Consider the following 19,728-nt stretch of genomic DNA (forward strand, 5'->3'; position numbering starts at 1 on the left):
CATTGCAAGGGGGTGGCTATGTTGCGCGCAGAATGGGAAAAGCAAAAGTCCGTGCTTGTGGGATTCCCACATAAAAAAAGTGATTGGAAGCCTATGCTTAGGGAAGCTCAAGAATGTATGATTACATTTATCAAACGCATAGCGGAGTTTGAATCTGTGTGGGTGTGCATAGATCCACGCGACAAAGATGCGAAAAAATTCGTGCTTTCATCGTGCAAAAAAGAAGTCAAAAATGGGACCCTACAAATCCTTAATGTGCGAAGCAATGATGTGTGGGCGCGAGATTTTGCCCCACTTACGATACGCCAAAACAATCAAAACATTTTGCTAAATTTTGGTTTTAATGGCTGGGGATTAAAGTTTGCTGCTAACTATGACAATGCCATAAATACCACACTTTCTGCAATGGGCGTTTTTGAGAATCTCCATACACAAGGACTTATCTTAGAGGGTGGGAGTATCGATAGCAATGGTGCTGGTATCGCACTCACCACAACCACTTGCCTTTTAGAAAAAAATCGCAACCCACATCTAAACAAACAAGAATTAGAATCTATCCTTTTACACACACTTGGGCTAAAAAAGCTCTTGTGGGTAGAAAATGGCTTTTTACTTGGCGATGATACCGATAGTCATATCGATATGTTGGCGCGATTTATCGATAAGCACACGATTGCGTATATACGATGTGAGGACAAAAACGATGTGCATTATAAGGCATTGTGCGCAATGGAGAGGGAATTACAAAGCTTTAGAGATTTAGAGGATAAGCCATTTAAACTTATCGCATTACCATTTCCTAAACCCATATATCACAAAAAAGAACGCTTACCTGCGAGCTATGCAAACTTTTTGTTTGTCAATGGTGGGCTACTTGTGCCAATCTATGGAGACAAAAAAAATGACAAAAAAGCCCTACAGATTCTCCAAGACGCACTACCACATCATCGCGTAATAGGAGTCCCTGCAAAGACCCTCATCAAATGGCATGGCAGTTTGCATTGCACAACTATGCAGATATACTAAGCTACACATTACATACCACAAAGGAGGCGTATGCGCTACATTTCTAAGCCATTGCAAGAGTTTTTACACACATATACATTACCAAACCCCACGACACAATCCCTAAACACATTTAAAGAACACTTAGAGCATTTTTTAGCCCAATGCCACAAACACACCGCGCAAGACACAAGCGAGAGTGAGGAATTTCAAAAGAACCTTATTGCAGATTTTTTAAAACAAGCATTTAGCTACCCAAAAATCAACACAAAACGCAAAATCGATCTTGCCATATACGAAGATGATGAAGTCAAGACATTTTTTGAAGTCAAATCCATAGCCAACAAAAGCGAATTCCCCAAAAGCACCCAATCCCTAGATTCCAAAGCCTTGTATGAAGCCCTGCTGTATTATATGAGAGAACAAAACGAGGGAAATAACAACCTCAAATATATCCTTTTATGCAATGTAGAATCTTTTTATCTCATCAGTGCCAAAGAGTTTGAGAAACTCTCCCAAAACAAAGAATTGCAACAAGCCTACAAAAATGTCGACAAAAAGCAAGGCAACGACACAAGCACAAAAAAATTTTATGAAAAAGCCCAAGAAATCCTAAGCACACTTGATATGGAGATGACTTTTACGCATTTTGGGATTAAAGACACCGAGCCTGTCTTGCTATATCAAGTCTTTAGCCCACATATGCTACTTGGCTACAAAACTCACATCGATAGCAATGTGCTAAACCAAAATTTCTATGAAGAGCTACTATATATCTTGGGATTAGAAGAAACAAAAGATGGCGCCAACAAACTCATCAAACTTAGCGACACGCCAAACACCCTAAGCTACGCGATAAGAGAAAATTTAGGGCTAGATTGTGTGCGAGATTTTGAGAGCATATTTGAGCTTATCATCACATGGAATAACCGCCTTTTATTCTTGCGTTTGTTAGAATCTATGCTGCTAAGTTTCAAACATATCCCAAAGCCCTTTTTGGATTCAAGCGTGATAGAAAGCTTTGCCAAGCTAAACACACTCTTTTTTGAGATTCTCGCACTTAGAGAAAATGTCCGCAAAAGCATACCAAAAGAGCTAGATTCTATCCCTTACCTGAACTCAAGCCTATTTGACAAAACCGAGCTTGAAAAGCAAGGCAAAGAAATCAAGCTTTTAGATTCAAAGCCATTAGCACTTTATAAAAAATCAATCCTCAAAGACACCAAAAAGCCCCTGCCACTTTTAGAATATCTCTTTGACTTCCTAAACGCTTATGACTTCACCACCACCCCAAAAGACATACAAGACAATGTCAAGATAAACCACGACAAACTTATCAACGCCGCCGTATTGGGGCTAGTCTTTGAAAAGTTAAATGGCTACAAAGAAGGGAGCTTTTATACCCCAAGCTTTATCACAAACTATATGTGTAAGCAATCCCTGCAGCAAGTCGTGATACAGAAGTTTAACACCGCCAAAAATTGGGATTGCAAAGATCTACAATCCCTAAAACTAAGGCTAGATAAACTCACAGATTCCAAAGAGGGCTACAAAGAAGCAAATGAGATATTTGATTCCATAAAAGTATGCGATCCAGCGGTGGGAAGCGGACATTTCCTCGTTTCTATGCTAAACAATATGATAGAGCTAAAATTCCACCTAAAAATCCTTTGTGATGAAAACTTTGAACGCCTAAAAGACATACAGCTACGCCTAGAAAACGATGAGATTGTGCTACAAGATTCTACAGGCAACCCACACATCTACCAAATCCCAAGCCACCAAAACATAGAATCCCACAAACTCCAAAAAGCCATATTCCACAACAAACGCACACTTATAGAATCTTGCCTTTTTGGCGTGGATATAAACCACAATTCTTGCGAAATCACAAAGCTAAGGCTTTGGATAGAGCTACTGAAATATAGCTACTATATCTTTGAAAATGGCAAAAACACAAACACCCTCCAAACCCTCCCAAACATAGACATCAACATAAAATGCGGCAATAGCCTTATAAGCTATTTTGACATCACCCAAAGCCTTAGTCATTATCCCAACATAAACACCAAGATAAAAGACTACAAACAAGCCGTGCAAAACTACAAAGAGGGCTTATACCAAGACAAACAAGCCCTAGATTCAAAGATAAAAGAACTCCACACAGCCTTTAAAAACTTTTGTTTCAAAGACAAATTCAAATCCCAAATCAAAGCCTTTGAAAAAGAGTGCGACAAATACAGCACTCAATATGGCAACTACCTAGCCAAAGATGACAAAAATCTCTCAATTTATGTCAAGGCAGGATTTTTCCTAGAGTTTGATGAAGCAGTAGCACAAAAAGACTTCGCCACACTCCAAGAATCCTATAACGCACTCTTTAATCTCGAATCAAACAAGCCTTTTGAATGGCGGTTTGCATTCCCAGAAGTGCTAGATAACAATGGTAATTTTAAAGGCTTTGACCTAGTCATCGGTAACCCACCTTATATCCGCCAAGAAGAGATAAAGCACCTAAAGCCACATCTCCAAAAAGCCTTTAGTATCTACAAAGGCACGAGCGATATTTACACCTACTTTTTTGAGCAAGGCTACAAGATTCTAAAGTCAAAGGCACTCCTATCTTTTATCACGAGCAACAAATACACGCGTGCAGGCTATGGCGAACCTTTGAGAGCATTTATCCTAGCAAACACACAGATTCTACATTACATTGACCTAAATGGCTTAAAAATCTTTGATTCTGCCACCGTGGATACAAGTATCATCACTTTTGCAAAGACACCGCCAAGCCTAGAATCTAGCTTTGACTACCTAGCACCTACACAGCCTAGCCTAGATACAGATGAGCTACACGCACAGCCCATACACCAAAGTAGCCTAAGCAAAGATTCTTTTATATTCCAAGACCAAGCAAACCAAGCCCTAAAGGCAAAGATAGAAAGCCTTGGCACACCACTAAAAGAATGGGACATCTCTATATATCGTGGAATCTTGACAGGCTACAATGAAGCCTTTATTATAGATAGTGCAAAAAGAGAGGAGATTCTAAACAACTGCAAGGATAAAAGCGAGAAAACACGCACAAGCAAACTTATCAAAAAAATGCTACGCGGTAGAGACATCAAACGCTATGGCTATGAATGGGCGGGATTGTGGCTTATATGCACTTTTCCAAGCTTGAATCTAGACATAGAAAAATATCCAAGTCTAAAGGCATATTTAGAATCTTTCCGCCCAAGAATCGACCAAAGCGGAGAAAAAGGGTGCAGAAAGAAAACAAGCAATAAATGGTTTGAAACGCAAGACAATATCGCTTATCACGAGGAATTTGAAAAAGAAAAGGTTGTATGGGCAGAAATGACAAATGCACCATCTTTTATATACGATAATAATAGTTTCTTTATTAATCAAACTTGTTATTTTTTGATTCACGAACACAATAAATATTTATTAGGAATCTTAAATAGTAACCTGATTCATAATTATATGAAAAGCATATCATCAAATTTAGGCGATGGTGCTTTTAGATGGATTAAACAATATATAGAAAAACTTCCTATTCCCAAAATAGATTCTACAAACAAAGCCCTAAGCGATGAGATAATAAGCCTAGTAGAGCAAATCTTAGATTCCAAAGCCAAAGACCCCACAAAAGACACCAAAGAGCTAGAATCTCGCATAGATTCTCTAGTCTATAAACTCTACAACCTAACCAACGATGAAATAAAAATCATAGAGGGGAAATAATGGAATTTCATTTTGTATTAATAAATGTTGGAATGTTGACAGGTGTAGGTGGTATCATTGTTTCTATAATAAGATCTATATTTCAGAGGTATTCTTTTATTAAATGCATAAAAAACAAACCAAATATTTTGTTGCTTGTCGCATTATGTAAGGCTGAAACAGAAAGGTATCGATTTATTAGAGTTGGTAAGGAAATAGTGCTAATAGGACACACTCAAAATAATAAATGGATAAAGCCCTATGAATGCATAATAGACCCCCATTCAAAAAGCCAATTTCTTAATGAGCAAGAAATTTATAACTACAAGATAGATTTATTTTTGTTGTTGATGATTAAAATCTTAAAGACTATAAAATATAAAGAGATTTTAAAATTAATAAACAAGATTCCAGAATTTGATGAAAATAATTCTAAAAAAGAACAATATTATAGGTTTGAATTTTTTAAGCACAAAAGTGAATTACCAAAAACTCCATAGTGCCAAACTAAAGGGATATAAAAATGCAAGGAATTAGCTATATGATAGATTCTACAAACAAAGCCCTAAGCGATGAGATAATAAGCCTAGTAAAGCAAATCTTAGATTCCAAAGCCAAAGACCCCACCACAGACACCAAAGAGCTAGAATCTCACATAGATTCTCTAGTCTATAAACTCTACCACCTAACCAAAGATGAAATAAAAATCATAGAGGGAAAATAAAATGGCTATCGATCAATGGAAGCTAAAATTTTATTTAGATTCACAAAAGGACTATACCTCAAAAAATTTTTGTATGTTTTTGAAATCTTTAGACTCTACTGAGATATTTACAAATGAACGAGGCGTAGAAACTATTGCGGTTAATGAGGAAATATACCTTAACTTCTCTAGCGATTTACTTGATGATTTTACTAGTTTTGAATTATCCAATATTGTATTTCACAAACGAGTTACGATTTCTAATAAAAATAATATAAGAATTACTTTTTACAACTCTGAAGCAAGGGATAGTTTTCATCTTTCAGAATGTAAAGGCGCGAATCTAGCCTTTAATGGAACAAATATCTTTAAGGCAAATTTTATGGTTTCTGGGAGTGAGTTTGAAAATGTTATCATAAATTCTTACTTACAAGTTGATAGTGAGATGTTTTTTATAGGTTGTGTTTTTAAAGACTTTAAGGTTACAAGATACCAAGCACCAAATATTGAACCTCAATTTACTTTAGAATTTTGTCATTTTGAAAATAAAGTTAATTTTATGAATTTTGTATTTGGTGATAAAATGAGATTTAAGCAATGCACTTTTAAAGACAATGTGTATTTTAACAACTCCATTTTTAAAGATTCTGCGGATTTTAGTCAATGTGAGTTTGAAAAAACAGCCAATTTTTATGGAGTGGAGTTTAAAAAAGTCCCTAATTTCTCACAAACACAATTCAAGGGAAGCCTTAATGTAGTAAATACAAATCTTGATTTTGACTTTGAAAGCCTAAAAGAGAAAATCAAGCAAGAGCATAGACAACAAAATACAAACAGCAAAAAATCCCTAGTGCATTTTGTAAACGATTTTAGGGATTCGTTTAGGGGTTTTAAAAACGCTTTGATAAAAGATAATAATTTACTAGACGCTTCAGAATTCCATAGGTGCGAACTCTATTGCAAAGAACTAGAGCTAGATTCTAAAGAAAATAAAACTATAAAAGACAAAGTAGAAAAATGGCAATTATGGTTTTATCACAAACTTTGCGACCATCACACAGATTTGGTGTTAAATCTCAAATGGCTTGTTTATACTATCGCCTTGTATGTTTTCCTTTTGGGAAAAATACCTTTTGTATATCCTGTAGCAATATTTATCTTTTGTGTTTATGGTTGTATGTGTAGTTTCAAAAATATATGGCTTGTTATCTCATCGGTAATAGTTTTTATAACGATTTTGAATAAACCAAAAATAATTCTTGGCATTTCAAATTTATTTGAAAAAGATTTGAATCTATGGCAAAACTTTATAACAACTCTATATGTTATAGCTATCGGTTTAGTGCTTTTCTCTCTCCAAAAAACCGCACGCAAAAACTCCATAGTGCCAAACTAGCCTTTGGCTAGGCAAACAAGCAAAAGCCACGCTATCACAAAGTAGATTCTAACAAATGAGATTTGCACTCATCACCACCACCAACCCCCACAAACAACGCTAGATGTATCGCCACAGATTTTCTTAGCACAGATTCTATCGCCACAGATTTTCTCAAGATTTTATCGCTACAGGCTTTATCGCCAAAAAGCGCAATCCACAATTGACAATCTAGGCTTAGATCCAAAGATAGAATAATAATGAGATATAGGGAATATTGAGAAAGGGCACACCGCCCAACGGAGGAGGGGTCATTGGAATTGAGCGGTGCTTAGCTTTATAAACATTAGCGTTATGAGATTGGAGGGAATCTCGGGGAAACACTAATCATACACAAACTTACCTTATCCCCATATTTTTAAGTTTGCGAGGTGGATTCTACACAACATAGAGAAACAAATTTTAAATTTTAGTAATTTTTTTTGAAACTTTTTAATTAATCCATTATTAATACTTACTCTTTATAGTTTCGCCAAAAAATTATAAGGAGTTTGTATGTTGCACACGCAAATCACACACGAATCTATCGCAAAGCTTATGGATATTTTTTATACCAAGGTGCGTTATCACGAAAATTTAGGACCTATCTTTAATGCCAAAATTACAGAATCTGATGAGCGTTGGGAAGCACACAAAGAGCATATCGGGCGATTTTGGCGACAAATGTTGTTGGGTGAGATGGTGTTTGATGGGCAGCCACTCAAAAAGCACCTTGAGTTGCCACCATTCCCACGAGAATTTTTTAATGATTGGTTGAAGTTGTTTGAAGATTCACTGCACAAAGTCTATGAACCTGCGATTGCACAAGATATTTTAGCAAGAGCTATGGGTATCGCACAAAGATTCCAAATGATGATTTATGAAATGCCACACTAACGCTTAGCGATTGTCTATCTTTTCAGGATAGAGATCGTGGTTTAGTAGGCGGTGTTGCGCCATTTGCTCGTATTTAGTTCCGATTTTGCCATAATTGACATAAGGATCGATACTAATCCCACCGCGTGGCGTAAATTTACCCCACACTTCGAGATACCTTGGATCCATAAGAGCGATAAGATCCTTGGCTATCACATTGATACAATCCTCGTGAAACCCTCCGTGATTGCGAAACGAAAATAAATACAGCTTAAGAGATTTGGATTCTACCATTTTGAGTTGAGGGATATAGCTTATATAAATCGTTGCAAAGTCCGGTTGTCCTGTGATAGGGCATAGCGAGGTAAATTCTGGGCAGTTAAATTTCACGAAATACTCTACATCAGGGTGCTTGTTTTCAAAAGTTTCCAAAAGCGATGGATCGTAATTGGTGGGATATGTGGTGTGTGCGCCCAAAGATTTGAGTGATTGCATATTTACTCCTTATAAACATTAAGTGCTGCTGGAGCTTGAGTGGTGGGCATAATCTCGATTGTATTGACATTGACATGACTAGGCAATGTCGCCACCCAAAATATCGCTTCAGCAATATCTTCTGGCAAAAGTGGCTTAGTGCCTGCATATACAGCATTTGCAAGATTCTCATCACCCTTAAAACGCACAAGCGAAAATTCACTCCCACCCGATAAACCCGGCTCGATATTGCTCACGCGGATATGTTTGTCATACAAATCCGCGCGTAAATTAAGGGAAAATTGTCGCACAAAGGCTTTGGTAGCACCATAGACATTGCCTCCGGGATATGGGTATCGCCCTGCAATAGAGCCTATGTTGATGATATGCCCTTTTTTGCGCGTTACCATTTGGGGCAATACCAAACGCGTTAATCGCACAAGCGCAAGGACATTTGTTGCAATCATTTCTTCCCAATCTGTGATATTTGCTTTATCCGCACTTTGTAGCCCTAGCGCAAGTCCGGCGTTATTGACAAGCACATCAATATCTTGAAAATCCTTTGGGAGATTGTGCAAGGCAGATTCTATGTGTGCGATATCACGCACATCACAGGCGATAATCTGTGCATTTTTCTCACCACCTAATGCTTCTTGCAAAGCCTTAAGCTTTTGGATTCTGCGCGCTAGTAAGATGACTTTATGCCCATTTTGGACAAACTTTTTTGCACTTGCTTCCCCAAACCCTACTGAAGCCCCTGTAATAAATACTACCATTGCTAAACTCCCTATAAGAATTGCATATGAAATTTTAGCATAGATTGTAGCACTTACATTAAAGGAAATGTAACCTTTTAATGTTACAATGTCCAAGCTTTTTAAGCAACAATTATAAGCAAGGAGAAAATATGTTTACTTTACGCACATTACCTTATAGCGACAAAGATTTCGGAGATTTTTTGAGTCCAGAGGCGTTTAGCTATCATTATGGCAAACATCATCAAACTTATGTAAATAACCTTAACAATCTTATCGCTAACACAGAGTTTGCCTCTAAAGGTTTGGTAGATATTATTTTAGGTTCAAATGGTGGTGTATTTAACAACGCAGCACAAGTATATAATCACGATTTTTATTGGGATTGTATAGCGCCAAAAGGTGGCAATGCAAGTGCTGAATTAAAAGCAGCAATTGATGCAGAGTTTGGATCACTTGATGGATTCAAAGAAAAATTTATTGCTTCTAGCACAACGCTTTTTGGTTCTGGTTGGAATTGGCTTGTGTATAACACAGCAAACAAAAAACTTGAGATTGTGCAAACAAGCAACGCTCAAACTCCAATCACAGAATCTAAAATCCCTCTACTTGTAGTTGATGTGTGGGAACACGCTTACTACATTGATCACAGAAATGCACGCCCTGCATATTTGGAGAAATTCTGGAATCACATTAATTGGGAATTTGTATCTAAGGCATATGAGTGGGCAACTAAAGAGGGCATAAGCTCTGTGTCATTTTATGCAAATGAGTTACACCCTGTAAAATAAGTATGCGGCATTGCATAGCCCATACTCTAGCGGTGATTGCCCTTTGGGCATCGCCTTTAGTCGCTAAACCTACATTTTCTGACGCCAAAAGAGAATTAAAATACCTCTATTTTTTCTTAGATTCTTCATTTCAAAAAGATTTTTATTGTCATATCCCTTTTAGTGTGCGCTTAAAAAATGGAAAACCACATTTACAACCAAAACCCTCTGGTATCAAAGACGCCAAGGCGATAGAATGGGAACACATTATGCCTGCTCATACCTTTGGCAAACATCTTGCGTGTTGGGCGCGTGGTGGTCGCAAGAATTGTCGCAGGGATCCATTTTTTCAAAAAATGGAATCTGATGTGCAAAATATTGTCCCAACATTGGCAAAAATCAATCGTGATAGGGGCAATTACGCATATGCCAATGCACCAAAATCTTTGCGTTTTACACAATATGGATCGTGTCAAGTATATGTGGATACAAAAGCACAAAGATTCTATCCGGCGATGTATTCTAAAGGCTATATAGCGCGTAGTTATTTGTATATGGCAAAAATGTATAACATTCCGCTAGATTCTAAGACTTTGGCGCAAATGCAAGAATGGAATACAGCCTATCCTATGACAAAACAAGAGCAATATTTACGCGCCCAACTTGATATGATTAACCAAAAGCTTATATTACAAGCACTCCCTTTTGGGCGTTTGTTGCGCTAAGATTCACACAAGCATTGTTGCAATTTTTTCGACAACAAGAAACAAACTCATACTAAAGCCAAGAATATTGCCTACTATCATAATCCAAAAGCCTATATTATACACACCCGCATACATAAGGCAAAAGATACTGATAGGAAAAAGCACGATACCAAGTCCGACAAATATATATCCTAGCACACACGCTGCCAAACCAAAATAAAAAAGCCAAAGCCTCATTTGTGTGAATCTCGCATTGTGGGATTTATAGAGGTTGTATCATTCGTGCGCAAGGACTTTTTATTATGTTTTTTGCTAAGCCAAAGGTTTATACATTCTACACCAAGAGAAAAAGCAATGGCAAAATACAAATACCCCTTTGGTATATGAAAATGCAATCCATCAGCCACAAGCGCCACGCCAATGAGAATTAAAAACGCTAAAGCAAGAATTTTTATGGTGGGGTTTTGTTCTACAAATTCTGAAATGCTTTTGGAGGCTAACATCATCACGCCCACCGCTATGATAATTGCAAGCACCATTACTGGAAGATTTTCTGCCATACCCACTGCCGTAATCACAGAATCTAGAGAAAACACAATATCAAGCAAGGCAATTTGTATAAGCACTAAGCCAAAGGCATTTGTGTATGTGATATTTTGAGTTTGTTCATCGCCTTGTGCCATTTGGTGAATCTCGATAGTGGCTTTGTAGATGAGAAAAAGCCCACCCAAAAATAGCACCAAATCACGCCCCGAAATAGCAAACTCTCCGATACTAAAAAGTGGCGCAGTGAGTTTAGAGAGGACAAAAATAAGGCTAAGTAATGCTATGCGTGTAATCATCGCAAGAGCCAAGCCCAAGATACGCGCTTTTTGTCGCAAATGTTCTGGAAGTTTTGAGACAAGCACCGCAATAAAAATGATATTATCAATGCCTAAAACAATCTCCATAATACTTAATGTAAGCAATGCCATCCACGCGCTAGGATCAAAAATCCAAGCAAAAATCTCCATTTATAACCACCCTTTTTTCTTAAAATACACAATAGGAAAGATTGTTGAGAGAATCATAATGACAAGCACCACAGGATAGGCATATTCTAAGTGTGTCTCTGGCATATGATCGAAGTTCATGCCATAAATCGTGCCAATGAGTGTGGGAGGCATCATAGCCACGGTTACCACGGTAAAGAGTTTGATAGTTTTGTTTTGTTCAATATTAATTTGGTTGGTAAGAATGGTTTGGATATTATCAAGTGCGTGCATATTGACGGTGTTAAATTCCACAAGAGAGTTAAGGTCTTTTAGCACAATGGTTAGGTTTTGCTTGATTTCTGAATCTGGCTTGTTGCTTCTAAGCATTGCAGTAATTGCGCGGCGTTTATCAAAGAGTGAATCTCGCACACTCATATTGAGTTCTTGGAGATTAGAGAGGGCTTCTAGCATTTGTTTATAATCTATAAGTTCCTCATTAAAGACATTTTTACGCAAGATTCTTGTTTCTTTGGCTACAGATTCTAATAAGTCCGCGTCCTTTTCCACGCGCGCTTCAAACATCTTGCTCACCAAATCAAATCCATCTTCAAAAATTTTGGGACTAGCAAGCACAATTTGTTGAATCTCCTCAAAAACCTTAAGTTCGCTATATCGAATGGTAAAAAGAATATTTTTATGCAAGATAAAGGTAATGGTTTCATTGACGAGATTTTGTTGTGTGCGCACCAAAAAGTAAGTATTAATCGTAATAGATCCGCTATCCTCCCAATATCGTGCGGATTGCTCGATCTCCTCGCGCTCTTCTTTGGTTGGAATATCAAGATGATAAGTGTTGGCAATATAATCCACTTCAACACTTGTAGGCTCAAATAAGTCAATCCACAGAATCTGCTCGGAAATATGTTTGGTTGTATCAAGTTCTTGGCGCACAACAAGCCCATTTCGTTTCAAAAATACATTCATGCTACCTCCTTGCATACATCACGATATATTATTCTTGGTATTGTAGCAAATAAAATATGTGTTTGTGCTTATTACTTTAGGCGCTTAGGCTTTGTTATAGGGTTTTAGGTGATAGTGTGGCAAGTGTAATGCACTCTTACTCATCACGCTTCCGCTACGCACTAGCTTATCTTTGTGCGTGCAATCATAGACCAAAAATCCACACGCAAGGGCATTTTTCCGTATGCTAGAGCTTTGGGAATAGGTAGTGAGTATGCCATTTGGGCGCAAGATTCTATATAATTGCGCAAAAAATTCTTTGCTCCAAAGTGCAGGATTTTTGCTAGGGCTAAAGGCATCTTGATAAATCACATCAATACTATGTGTTGTTATAGTGTGTATGTATTCACACGCATCGATAATGCGCACTTCTATATATGTGTTTGTGTCTTGGTATGTGTCTGTGTTTGTGAGTGCTGTAAGGATTTTTTGGATAGGTAGCACATCAAATTCCTTTGGATAAGGGAAGTTTTTGAGATTGTGTATGAGTGTATGATCAATCTCTGGAGAATATATCACTAAGCGTGTAGGTAGAGCGTGTATTTGTCGATAATAAAGGCTTGTAAGGGTATTGTAGCCAAGTCCAAAGCAAATATCTAAAATTGTTATTTCTTGTAGATCCTCACACGCACTAAAAGCTGGTATGATGTGCTTATATAGGCTTTCTTGCAAGGCGCCATCTTTAAGACTATGATAGCATTCATCAAATGCCTCATTATATGCGCTAAAGCTCCCATCAGCGCTTGATTTTAGCATAAGATTTGAGGGGGTTTGGAAGTTAGGATTCATATAGAATCCCACGCATTAAATTCCCGTTTTCATAATATATTTTTTCCACACACCCACTTATTTTATCTTGCTCGCTTTTGCACTCTTGTAACTCTCGCGTTTGTGTAAATACAAAATAATACACAACACAAAGCACTATAACCACACAACCTATACTATATAAAAGAATCTTTTTCATACAAACTCCTTGATTATTTTTTGCAAGTTTTGGAGATTTGCTTCCCAATGTTCCAATATCCTAATCCTTGTATATTTGGAATCTCTTTGCCATCACCACATACACCAGAGACTGCGCTACCATTGTCATAGGTTACTTGTGCTTGTAAGTTTCCATTTTCATAATACCTTTCTTCCACACCATGTCGCTTATCATTTTCATATGGAATCTCATATTTTAGTTTCCCATTTTCATAATATGCTTTTGCAACACCATGTTTCTTGCCATTGTCAAATGGAATCTCATATTCTAAATTCCCATTTTCATAATACCACTTTTCTGCGCCATGTGGCTCACCATTTTCAAATGGAATCTCATATTTTATATTTCTATTTTCATAATATCCCTTTGCAGTACCATGTGATATATTGCTTTCAAATGGAATCTCATATTTTAGATTTCTATTTTCATAATATCCTTTTTCCACGCCATGTTTTTTATCATTTTCGTATGGAATCTCACGCTCTAAATTCCCATTTCCATCATACCACTTTTCCACGCCATGTTGCTTATCATTTTCATATGGAGTCTCATACTTTAGATTCCCATTCTTATAATATTCTTTTTCTACACCATGTTGCATATCGTTTTTATATGGTATCTCATACATTAGATTCCCATTTCCATAATATTCTTTTGCAACACCATGTCGCTCACCATTTTTATACGGAAATTCAGATTCTAGATTTCCATTTTCATCATATTCTTTTTCCACACACCCACTTATTTTATCTCGCTCACTTTTGCACTCTTGTAACTCTCGCGTTTGTGTAAATGCAAAATAACACACAACACAAAGTGCTATAACCACACAACCCACAGCATATAAAAGAATCTTTTTCATACAAACTCCTTGATCACTCTTTGCAACTTTTGGAGATTTGCTCCCCAATGTCTTCCCATTCTTCTAGCCCCTGTATATTTGGAATCTTTTTTCCATCACCACACACACCAGAGACTGCGCTACCATTTTCATATGGATCCCTTGTGTGCCAAGTCAGCACAAACGCACTTCCTATGCGCGTGTCACCCTCTGTGATACTCTCCACATGAATCTGGATATTATATTCTTTGCATATTTCACGCACAAGGCTTAATCCTATGCCAAATCCTCCAACGCTTCTATCAAATCGTGCAAAGCGATCAAAAATCATTGCTTGGTGTTTGGAATCTATCCCACTGCCACTATCTTTAATTACAAAGCGATTATTATGGAGCGTGATGTGAATCTCTCCATTATGTTTGTTGTATTTAATCGCATTACTTATGAGATTGTCAAAAAGTGTGATGATTTTTTCGCGATTTGCTTGAAAAGATACTGGTGTGATATCGCTTTGGAGTTTGAGATTTTTTTGTGTAAAAAATGGCGTGAAAAATTCTATGCGTTCTTGCAAAAGGATATCTAAGCGCAGTCTTTCTGTGTGTTGTGGCAGACTATGTGGAAAATTATATGCTACAAGCGAGCGGTAAATATGCTCTAATTGCAGCGAGGCAAGTTTTATGCGTGTGATTTTTTTGGCATCATCTGGGTTATAATGCTTATTATGTAGCATTTCTATGCTCATAAGAATAATGCTAATTGGTGTGTTAATCTCGTGCGTTGTGTCTTTGATAAAAGTATCAAGCCGTTGTATGTGGTCATTAATGGGCTTGAGAAATAATCGCACCAAAATATACGCCACAATGCCCATAGCCACAAGGATTGCTGCAAAATACACGCCAAGCTTGATGTTGTTTTTGATAACTAGTGAATCTACGCTATCATCTTGCAAAAAAATCCTCAATCGAACATGTGGGGGTTTTTGGTGACGATGCACAAAGGTTTGTGGATCTATGATGACTTTATCTCCCACCTTATAAAATCCCTCTAAAAACTCTTCTTGTGTGGGATCGCGCACGAGATTAGAAAATATAGCATGCCCTTTTTTATCAAAGATTCCAAAGGCAATATCTTGTTTAGATTCTCTAATTTCTGTAATGGCTGCATTGAGGGTATCTGGGGGATATTTTTTGAGAATCTCAAGGATTTCTAGGGATATTTCCCGTAAGGCGATGACTTGTTCATAATAAATATTGCGCGATTCTTTTTTATAAACAAAATAAAAAAGCCCACACAAAAGCACAAGCGTTGTGCCTAAATACAAAGATAGAATCTTAGCGATAGTGCGTTTTGTGGAGTTAGCGGACATAGCAATATCCCTTGTTGTGTTGATTTAAGATTTTATCTTTGCCAATAAGTTTGCGTAGGTTTTTGATATATGCGCGCAATGAAAGCTCACTTGGCTCTTGTCCCATATCCCAAAGCTCTTCAAAAATCCGATCTTGTGAGATATAGGTATTTGGGTATTGCAAAAGGAGATTAAGCAAGGCGGTTTCTTTGTTGGTTATGGAGAGAATCTTGCCATCTTTATAGAGTGTTTTGGTGATGATATCAAAGCTCACACCATTACCAAAATCCTCCATTTGTGTATTGCGATGCGCAAAAGATCGTTTTAGTAGTGTATGGATACGAAGTCTTAGCTCCACAAGTTCAAAGGGTTTGCGTAAAAAATCATCACAACCCACATCATAACCTATTTGCAAATCTTGCATGCTATTAAGGGAAGTGAGAAAAATACAAGGCGTATTTTTATTTGCTTGGCGTAAGGTTTTTAGCACTTCAAAACCCGGAAGTTCCTTGGAAGCACCCAAATCATCTCCTAGCGGCACCTTCACATCAAGCAGCCAAATATCAAAACTCTTTTCGTATGCGAGGTTTAGCGCACTTGAGGCATCTTGACACCATTCTACGCTAAATCCCTCGCTTTCCAAAAATTCACACAAGATTTCAGCCAATACGCTATCATCTTCTAAAAGCAAGACCTTCGCACCAGTGGTGCTTTTTTTGGTGTTGTGTGTCAAAGACATAGCGCGATATAGGCGTTATTTTCTAGGTGGTTTTGGAGGTTTTGGCTTATCATCACGATCATCGTGTAATTCGTGTGGTTTTGGCGGATGAATAAGCTTGCATTCCTCTTTGTTTTTGCGACAAAACTCTTCTACTGCCTTATGTGCTTCGTGTCTGTAATCACGAAATTCTTTGACTTTCATACCATCATAGACTTTTTGGGCTTGTTCGCGTATGCTTTCTTCAAACTCACGCGCCTCTTTGACACTCATATCTTCAATGCGTTTAGCAATCTCTAATCTATACTCTGGAACATCTTTGGGCTTTACTTTTCCAGCGAGATTTATGAGATCTTTATTGCTTTTTTTTGCAAAATCCTCTCCCACGAGCAAACCGCTCACAAGAAAACTTCCTGCCAAACTTAGTGCTAGTATTTTTTTCATAAACTACTCCTTATGTAATGAGATACACCTAAAAGTGTAGAGGAATTGTAGGTATAAATTGTGGTTGTGTGTGAAATTTAGCGCGCAATTTCAATTTCAAAAACTTTTTCTCCATTGTCTTGTAAGTTTATTTTTCCGTTATGTGCTATGACAATTTGTTGGCTAAGTGCTAAACCTAAGCCATTACCCTTTAGCTTAGTGCTTTTAAAGGGTTCAAAAAGCACATTTTTATCCTCGATAGCCTTACCATTATCGCGAATATAAAAGACACTTTTTTGAGAATCTTGGCTAAACCATATCTCCACAATTCCTTGCTCTTCATCGCTTTCTTCAATCGCATCAATCGCGTTAAAGACAAAATTTTGCAACACAATGCTAAATAAATCAAAGTCTATTAGCACTTCAGATTGTGCATTAAGTCTAAAGATAAATTCAATATCTTTGGCATATGTGTAATACGCGATACATTCTTTTAATTCTTGTTCTATGGCGTGGAGTGTGTGGAGTTTTTTATTTACGCTTATGCCTTTTGAAAAAAGAAGGGTCGCGTTGATAAGTCGCTCAATACGCCAAATAGATTTTTTAATTTCAGTGGCGATAGGTTGGATTGTTGAATCACCGCGTTTAAGCAGTGTAGAAGTAAGAATAGAGATAGATCCCACTGGATTGCGAATCTCATGGGCTAAATGTGCCGAGACTTGTCCCATAGATGCGAGGCGTTCTTGGCGTTTTTGGTTTGTGATATTAAATGCCGTGATGATGGTTTTATCACTTAAGAGGCTAATTTTAAACATATAGGCGTTGTTATTGTATTCTAACTCACTTTCATAGATCTCTCCTATCTTGATAGAAGAGAGACTAAGGCTTGTTTGAATCAGTGTAAGAATCTCTGGCATTGCGTAGGCTTGATTGTTTTGATAAAATAAATTACCATCTTTTTCAAGCACCCAAATAGCTTGAGGGAGGAGCTCTAAGACATTGTTATAGAGGTTTTTTAGGCTTTTAAATTCCTCTTCTAGTTGGTAAGTGCCTTTGATAAGCTCTAGGAGTGAATCTAGCACCTTTTGTTTATCATTGGTATCAAGACTTTCTATGAGGTTATGGCTTAACAAACTCTCTTTGAGTGATGTTTCTTGCAAATCTTTTGGCATTATTTTTGTAAATCTTTGAGGTAATTAGATAAAAGTTCACTATACCCAAAACTTCCGCTAAGATTTTGTGCGAGATTTTCAATATACATAGAGTGGTAAATGTCGCTTCCAGGTTGTTTTGGATAGAGTGGATTCTCGTTTTTGATAGCGTCTTTTAGCATAATTTGCAAAAACAAGGCTTCAAAATTATCTGTTTGCTCCCTAAGTTTTTTATCTTCTTCGTGTTGGAGTTTTTGGATTGAAGATGACTTGGCTCGATGTTTTAGATTCTCTAAGAGTGCATCGCCTTTTAGATTCTCATAGGCATTAAGACCATTTTGTGTTGTTATATTCATTGCTACTCCTTAAATCTAGCTACATAACCACAATGTCTGCGGTAATTGCGCCACTTTTTTTCATTGTCTCAAGAATAGAGATGATATTTTTAGGACTCGCACCAATTTTTTGCAATGCACGCACCACATTAGCGATTGTAGGCTTTTTGCCATTGGTGGCAAGGACATTTTGTGCTTTGGAAATACTCACATCATCACCGATATTGAGTGCTTCTGGATCGCTTTGAATCTCATCAGAAATTTTGAGTGTCAAATCCCCATGCGTTACCACAATAGGTTCTATGGTAATCCCTAATCCTGCTACGATTGTGCCACTTTTTTCATCAATAATCACTTTTTGTTTTTGTATATAATCAATCTCAACTTCCTCTACGAGTGCGAGAAATTCCACCATGCTCATAGGTTGTGGTTTTTGGAGTTTGATAGTGCGTGAATCTAGCGCAAGAGCAACATTGGCATTAAAGGTTTCATTGAGGGTTTGTTGGATTTTTACGGCATTTTGGAGATCGGATTTTTTGAGGCTAAGCGTGGCAGAATCTTGCGCAGAGATATTGTAGCTTACTTCACGCTCAATTGTTGCACCATTTATGAGTGTGCCAGAGAGCGCGTTATTGCTCTCACCAAGAGTGATAGCGCCTTGGGCAAGGGCATAAATATTACCATCAACTGCACTTAGAGGTGTGAGCACCAAAGTTCCACCATTGATAGACTTTGCATCACCAATAGATGAAACTTGTATATCAATTTTATCTCCCGCTCTTGCAAAAGCCGGCATATTTGCTGTTACCATTACTGCTGCGACATTTTTTGATTTAATGTCATTTGCCGAAACCTTGACATTCATACTCTCTAGCATATTTGCCATACTTTGCATGGTAAATTTTGAGCCGTTTTTATCCCCTGTGCCATTTAGTCCTATCACAAGCCCATAGCCCACAAGTGAGTTTTCTCGAATACCCACGATTTGAGCGAGATCAGAAACTTTTTGTGCCCATACAAAACTTAGACAACTTATGCTAAAGCCAAATATACATATCGCAAGATATTTTTTCATACTATCTCCTTAAGATGTTCCCCTGTCCTTTGGGTATGTGCGCATTGTGAGGGAAAAAGCAAAAAAGATTCCAAAAGTTTGTAAGCTTATGTTTTGTGCTATTGGAGAGTTTTTAGAATCTCGCAAGATTGGTGATTGTTATGCAAAAAGCATTCATCGGTGAGTTTTTCAAATTGCGCTTTGGCTTGTTGTTGTGCTTTTTCTTGGGCTTTTTGTGCGCGGTATTGTTTCATTTCAAAGTGATTAAACACATACAAAATGACACAAATTAGCACGATGAGTAAAACATTGATCCCATTTAATGGCATTTTGCCACAAAATCCACATCGCCTTTTTTTTGTATTCATTTTTTTGCCTTTTGTTTTGTTGTATATTTGGCATTGTAACGCGTTTGTATTTTTGGTGCAAGGGAATACTTACTA

The 19,728-nt window shown here is 37.4% G+C and carries 24 protein-coding genes; 8 read left to right on the top strand and 16 right to left on the bottom strand.

Annotation, left to right across the window (positions count from 1 at the left end):
* Window positions 1-18 precede the first annotated feature (18 nt).
* The 5 genes from B9T66_RS05090 to B9T66_RS05110 are packed head-to-tail and all read left to right on the top strand — an operon-like array spanning window position 19 to window position 6,833.
* Window positions 19-1,026, top strand: a complete 1,008-nt coding sequence (locus B9T66_RS05090) for an agmatine deiminase family protein (protein ID WP_095627910.1) — start codon at window positions 19-21, stop codon at window positions 1,024-1,026.
* A 30-nt stretch (window positions 1,027-1,056) separates the two neighbouring features.
* Entirely contained in the window at window positions 1,057-4,755 is a 3,699-nt protein-coding gene (locus B9T66_RS05095; protein ID WP_095627911.1) for a type IIG restriction enzyme/methyltransferase, read from the top strand.
* Window positions 4,755-5,234, top strand: coding sequence for a hypothetical protein (locus B9T66_RS05100; RefSeq protein WP_095627912.1), 480 nt, complete (start codon window positions 4,755-4,757; stop codon window positions 5,232-5,234). The genes B9T66_RS05095 and B9T66_RS05100 overlap by 1 nt, the downstream gene beginning before the upstream one ends.
* A gap of 23 nt (window positions 5,235-5,257) precedes the next feature.
* On the top strand, window positions 5,258-5,458 hold the full coding sequence (locus B9T66_RS05105; protein WP_095627913.1) for a hypothetical protein: 201 nt from the start codon (window positions 5,258-5,260) through the stop codon (window positions 5,456-5,458).
* 1 nt (window position 5,459) lies between these two features.
* Window positions 5,460-6,833: a pentapeptide repeat-containing protein gene (locus B9T66_RS05110; protein WP_095627914.1), complete on the top strand. Its 1,374-nt coding sequence runs from the start codon at window positions 5,460-5,462 to the stop codon at window positions 6,831-6,833.
* 34 nt (window positions 6,834-6,867) lie between these two features.
* On the opposite strand, the gene B9T66_RS08865 is transcribed toward B9T66_RS05110, so the two are convergent.
* A complete protein-coding gene (locus B9T66_RS08865) occupies window positions 6,868-7,035 on the bottom strand; it encodes a hypothetical protein (protein ID WP_180763339.1) in 168 nt (55 codons plus the stop codon).
* A 332-nt stretch (window positions 7,036-7,367) separates the two neighbouring features.
* On the opposite strand from B9T66_RS08865, the gene B9T66_RS05115 reads away from it, so the two are divergent.
* Window positions 7,368-7,748, top strand: coding sequence for a group III truncated hemoglobin (locus B9T66_RS05115; RefSeq protein WP_095627915.1), 381 nt, complete (start codon window positions 7,368-7,370; stop codon window positions 7,746-7,748).
* 3 nt (window positions 7,749-7,751) lie between these two features.
* Here the strand turns inward: B9T66_RS05115 and queF are convergent, their stop codons facing one another.
* A complete protein-coding gene (gene queF, locus B9T66_RS05120; protein WP_095627916.1) occupies window positions 7,752-8,222 on the bottom strand; it encodes a preQ(1) synthase in 471 nt (156 codons plus the stop codon).
* A gap of 2 nt (window positions 8,223-8,224) precedes the next feature.
* Window positions 8,225-8,977: an SDR family NAD(P)-dependent oxidoreductase gene (locus B9T66_RS05125; RefSeq protein WP_095627917.1), complete on the bottom strand. Its 753-nt coding sequence runs from the start codon at window positions 8,975-8,977 to the stop codon at window positions 8,225-8,227.
* Between the two features lie 131 nt (window positions 8,978-9,108).
* Here B9T66_RS05125 and sodB point away from each other — a divergent pair, with 131 nt between their 5' ends.
* Window positions 9,109-9,747, top strand: a complete 639-nt coding sequence (sodB, locus tag B9T66_RS05130; protein WP_095627918.1) for a superoxide dismutase [Fe] — start codon at window positions 9,109-9,111, stop codon at window positions 9,745-9,747.
* Between the two features lie 2 nt (window positions 9,748-9,749).
* Window positions 9,750-10,451 carry an endonuclease gene (locus B9T66_RS05135; RefSeq protein ID WP_257874612.1) on the top strand — a complete coding sequence of 234 codons (702 nt, stop codon included), beginning with the start codon at window positions 9,750-9,752 and terminating at the stop codon, window positions 10,449-10,451.
* Between the two features lie 3 nt (window positions 10,452-10,454).
* Here B9T66_RS05135 and B9T66_RS05140 read toward each other — a convergent pair whose 3' ends face one another.
* The 13 genes from B9T66_RS05140 to B9T66_RS05200 all read right to left on the bottom strand — a co-directional run bounded on the left by B9T66_RS05140 (window position 10,455) and on the right by B9T66_RS05200 (window position 19,653).
* Window positions 10,455-10,670, bottom strand: coding sequence for a hypothetical protein (locus tag B9T66_RS05140; RefSeq protein WP_095627919.1), 216 nt, complete (start codon window positions 10,668-10,670; stop codon window positions 10,455-10,457).
* A complete protein-coding gene (locus tag B9T66_RS05145) occupies window positions 10,667-11,440 on the bottom strand; it encodes a TerC family protein (protein WP_180763340.1) in 774 nt (257 codons plus the stop codon). Before B9T66_RS05145 ends, B9T66_RS05140 begins: the two co-directional genes overlap by 4 nt.
* 6 nt (window positions 11,441-11,446) lie before the next feature.
* Window positions 11,447-12,406, bottom strand: a complete 960-nt coding sequence (gene corA, locus B9T66_RS05150; RefSeq protein ID WP_374220126.1) for a magnesium/cobalt transporter CorA — start codon at window positions 12,404-12,406, stop codon at window positions 11,447-11,449.
* Window positions 12,407-12,475: 69 nt separating this feature from the next.
* On the bottom strand, window positions 12,476-13,219 hold the full coding sequence (locus B9T66_RS05155; protein WP_257874613.1) for a tRNA (5-methylaminomethyl-2-thiouridine)(34)-methyltransferase MnmD: 744 nt from the start codon (window positions 13,217-13,219) through the stop codon (window positions 12,476-12,478).
* Entirely contained in the window at window positions 13,209-13,397 is a 189-nt protein-coding gene (locus B9T66_RS05160) for a hypothetical protein (RefSeq protein ID WP_095627922.1), read from the bottom strand. Before B9T66_RS05160 ends, B9T66_RS05155 begins: the two co-directional genes overlap by 11 nt.
* Window positions 13,398-13,410: 13 nt before the next feature.
* Entirely contained in the window at window positions 13,411-14,280 is an 870-nt protein-coding gene (locus B9T66_RS05165) for a toxin-antitoxin system YwqK family antitoxin (RefSeq protein WP_095627923.1), read from the bottom strand.
* A 13-nt stretch (window positions 14,281-14,293) separates the two neighbouring features.
* Window positions 14,294-15,625 (bottom strand): sensor histidine kinase, encoded by a 1,332-nt coding sequence (locus tag B9T66_RS05170; protein ID WP_095627924.1) that lies wholly within the window; start codon window positions 15,623-15,625, stop codon window positions 14,294-14,296.
* Complete coding sequence (locus B9T66_RS05175) at window positions 15,615-16,343, bottom strand: response regulator transcription factor (RefSeq protein ID WP_095627925.1); 729 nt, start codon at window positions 16,341-16,343, stop codon at window positions 15,615-15,617. The genes B9T66_RS05170 and B9T66_RS05175 overlap by 11 nt, the downstream gene beginning before the upstream one ends.
* Window positions 16,344-16,358: 15 nt before the next feature.
* A complete protein-coding gene (locus B9T66_RS05180) occupies window positions 16,359-16,766 on the bottom strand; it encodes a DUF1104 domain-containing protein (protein ID WP_095627926.1) in 408 nt (135 codons plus the stop codon).
* Between the two features lie 77 nt (window positions 16,767-16,843).
* Window positions 16,844-17,917: a sensor histidine kinase gene (locus B9T66_RS05185; RefSeq protein WP_095627927.1), complete on the bottom strand. Its 1,074-nt coding sequence runs from the start codon at window positions 17,915-17,917 to the stop codon at window positions 16,844-16,846.
* Window positions 17,917-18,252 carry a hypothetical protein gene (locus B9T66_RS05190; protein WP_095627928.1) on the bottom strand — a complete coding sequence of 112 codons (336 nt, stop codon included), beginning with the start codon at window positions 18,250-18,252 and terminating at the stop codon, window positions 17,917-17,919. The genes B9T66_RS05185 and B9T66_RS05190 overlap by 1 nt, the downstream gene beginning before the upstream one ends.
* Before the next feature lie 19 nt (window positions 18,253-18,271).
* Window positions 18,272-19,306, bottom strand: coding sequence for a flagellar basal body P-ring protein FlgI (locus B9T66_RS05195; RefSeq protein ID WP_095627929.1), 1,035 nt, complete (start codon window positions 19,304-19,306; stop codon window positions 18,272-18,274).
* A 98-nt stretch (window positions 19,307-19,404) separates the two neighbouring features.
* Window positions 19,405-19,653, bottom strand: a complete 249-nt coding sequence (locus B9T66_RS05200; protein WP_095627930.1) for a hypothetical protein — start codon at window positions 19,651-19,653, stop codon at window positions 19,405-19,407.
* Window positions 19,654-19,728 lie beyond the last annotated feature (75 nt).

The organism is Helicobacter sp. TUL, assembly GCF_002287135.1.
Lineage (GTDB): Bacteria > Campylobacterota > Campylobacteria > Campylobacterales > Helicobacteraceae > Helicobacter_F.

Coding starts and splice junctions, on each gene's coding strand:
- corA (WP_374220126.1), bottom strand. CDS start 12,406: ATGCAAGGAGGTAGCATGAATGTATTTTTGAAACGAAATGGGCTTGTT.
- B9T66_RS05125 (WP_095627917.1), bottom strand. CDS start 8,977: ATGGTAGTATTTATTACAGGGGCTTCAGTAGGGTTTGGGGAAGCAAGT.
- sodB (WP_095627918.1), top strand. CDS start 9,109: ATGTTTACTTTACGCACATTACCTTATAGCGACAAAGATTTCGGAGAT.
- B9T66_RS05175 (WP_095627925.1), bottom strand. CDS start 16,343: ATGTCTTTGACACACAACACCAAAAAAAGCACCACTGGTGCGAAGGTC.
- B9T66_RS05160 (WP_095627922.1), bottom strand. CDS start 13,397: ATGAAAAAGATTCTTTTATATAGTATAGGTTGTGTGGTTATAGTGCTT.
- B9T66_RS05155 (WP_257874613.1), bottom strand. CDS start 13,219: ATGAATCCTAACTTCCAAACCCCCTCAAATCTTATGCTAAAATCAAGC.
- B9T66_RS05095 (WP_095627911.1), top strand. CDS start 1,057: ATGCGCTACATTTCTAAGCCATTGCAAGAGTTTTTACACACATATACA.
- B9T66_RS05200 (WP_095627930.1), bottom strand. CDS start 19,653: ATGAATACAAAAAAAAGGCGATGTGGATTTTGTGGCAAAATGCCATTA.
- B9T66_RS05090 (WP_095627910.1), top strand. CDS start 19: ATGTTGCGCGCAGAATGGGAAAAGCAAAAGTCCGTGCTTGTGGGATTC.
- B9T66_RS05170 (WP_095627924.1), bottom strand. CDS start 15,625: ATGTCCGCTAACTCCACAAAACGCACTATCGCTAAGATTCTATCTTTG.
- B9T66_RS05110 (WP_095627914.1), top strand. CDS start 5,460: ATGGCTATCGATCAATGGAAGCTAAAATTTTATTTAGATTCACAAAAG.
- B9T66_RS05190 (WP_095627928.1), bottom strand. CDS start 18,252: ATGAATATAACAACACAAAATGGTCTTAATGCCTATGAGAATCTAAAA.
- B9T66_RS05185 (WP_095627927.1), bottom strand. CDS start 17,917: ATGCCAAAAGATTTGCAAGAAACATCACTCAAAGAGAGTTTGTTAAGC.
- B9T66_RS05165 (WP_095627923.1), bottom strand. CDS start 14,280: ATGAAAAAGATTCTTTTATATGCTGTGGGTTGTGTGGTTATAGCACTT.
- B9T66_RS05105 (WP_095627913.1), top strand. CDS start 5,258: ATGCAAGGAATTAGCTATATGATAGATTCTACAAACAAAGCCCTAAGC.
- queF (WP_095627916.1), bottom strand. CDS start 8,222: ATGCAATCACTCAAATCTTTGGGCGCACACACCACATATCCCACCAAT.
- B9T66_RS05115 (WP_095627915.1), top strand. CDS start 7,368: ATGTTGCACACGCAAATCACACACGAATCTATCGCAAAGCTTATGGAT.
- B9T66_RS05100 (WP_095627912.1), top strand. CDS start 4,755: ATGGAATTTCATTTTGTATTAATAAATGTTGGAATGTTGACAGGTGTA.
- B9T66_RS05195 (WP_095627929.1), bottom strand. CDS start 19,306: ATGAAAAAATATCTTGCGATATGTATATTTGGCTTTAGCATAAGTTGT.
- B9T66_RS05135 (WP_257874612.1), top strand. CDS start 9,750: ATGCGGCATTGCATAGCCCATACTCTAGCGGTGATTGCCCTTTGGGCA.
- B9T66_RS05140 (WP_095627919.1), bottom strand. CDS start 10,670: ATGAGGCTTTGGCTTTTTTATTTTGGTTTGGCAGCGTGTGTGCTAGGA.
- B9T66_RS05180 (WP_095627926.1), bottom strand. CDS start 16,766: ATGAAAAAAATACTAGCACTAAGTTTGGCAGGAAGTTTTCTTGTGAGC.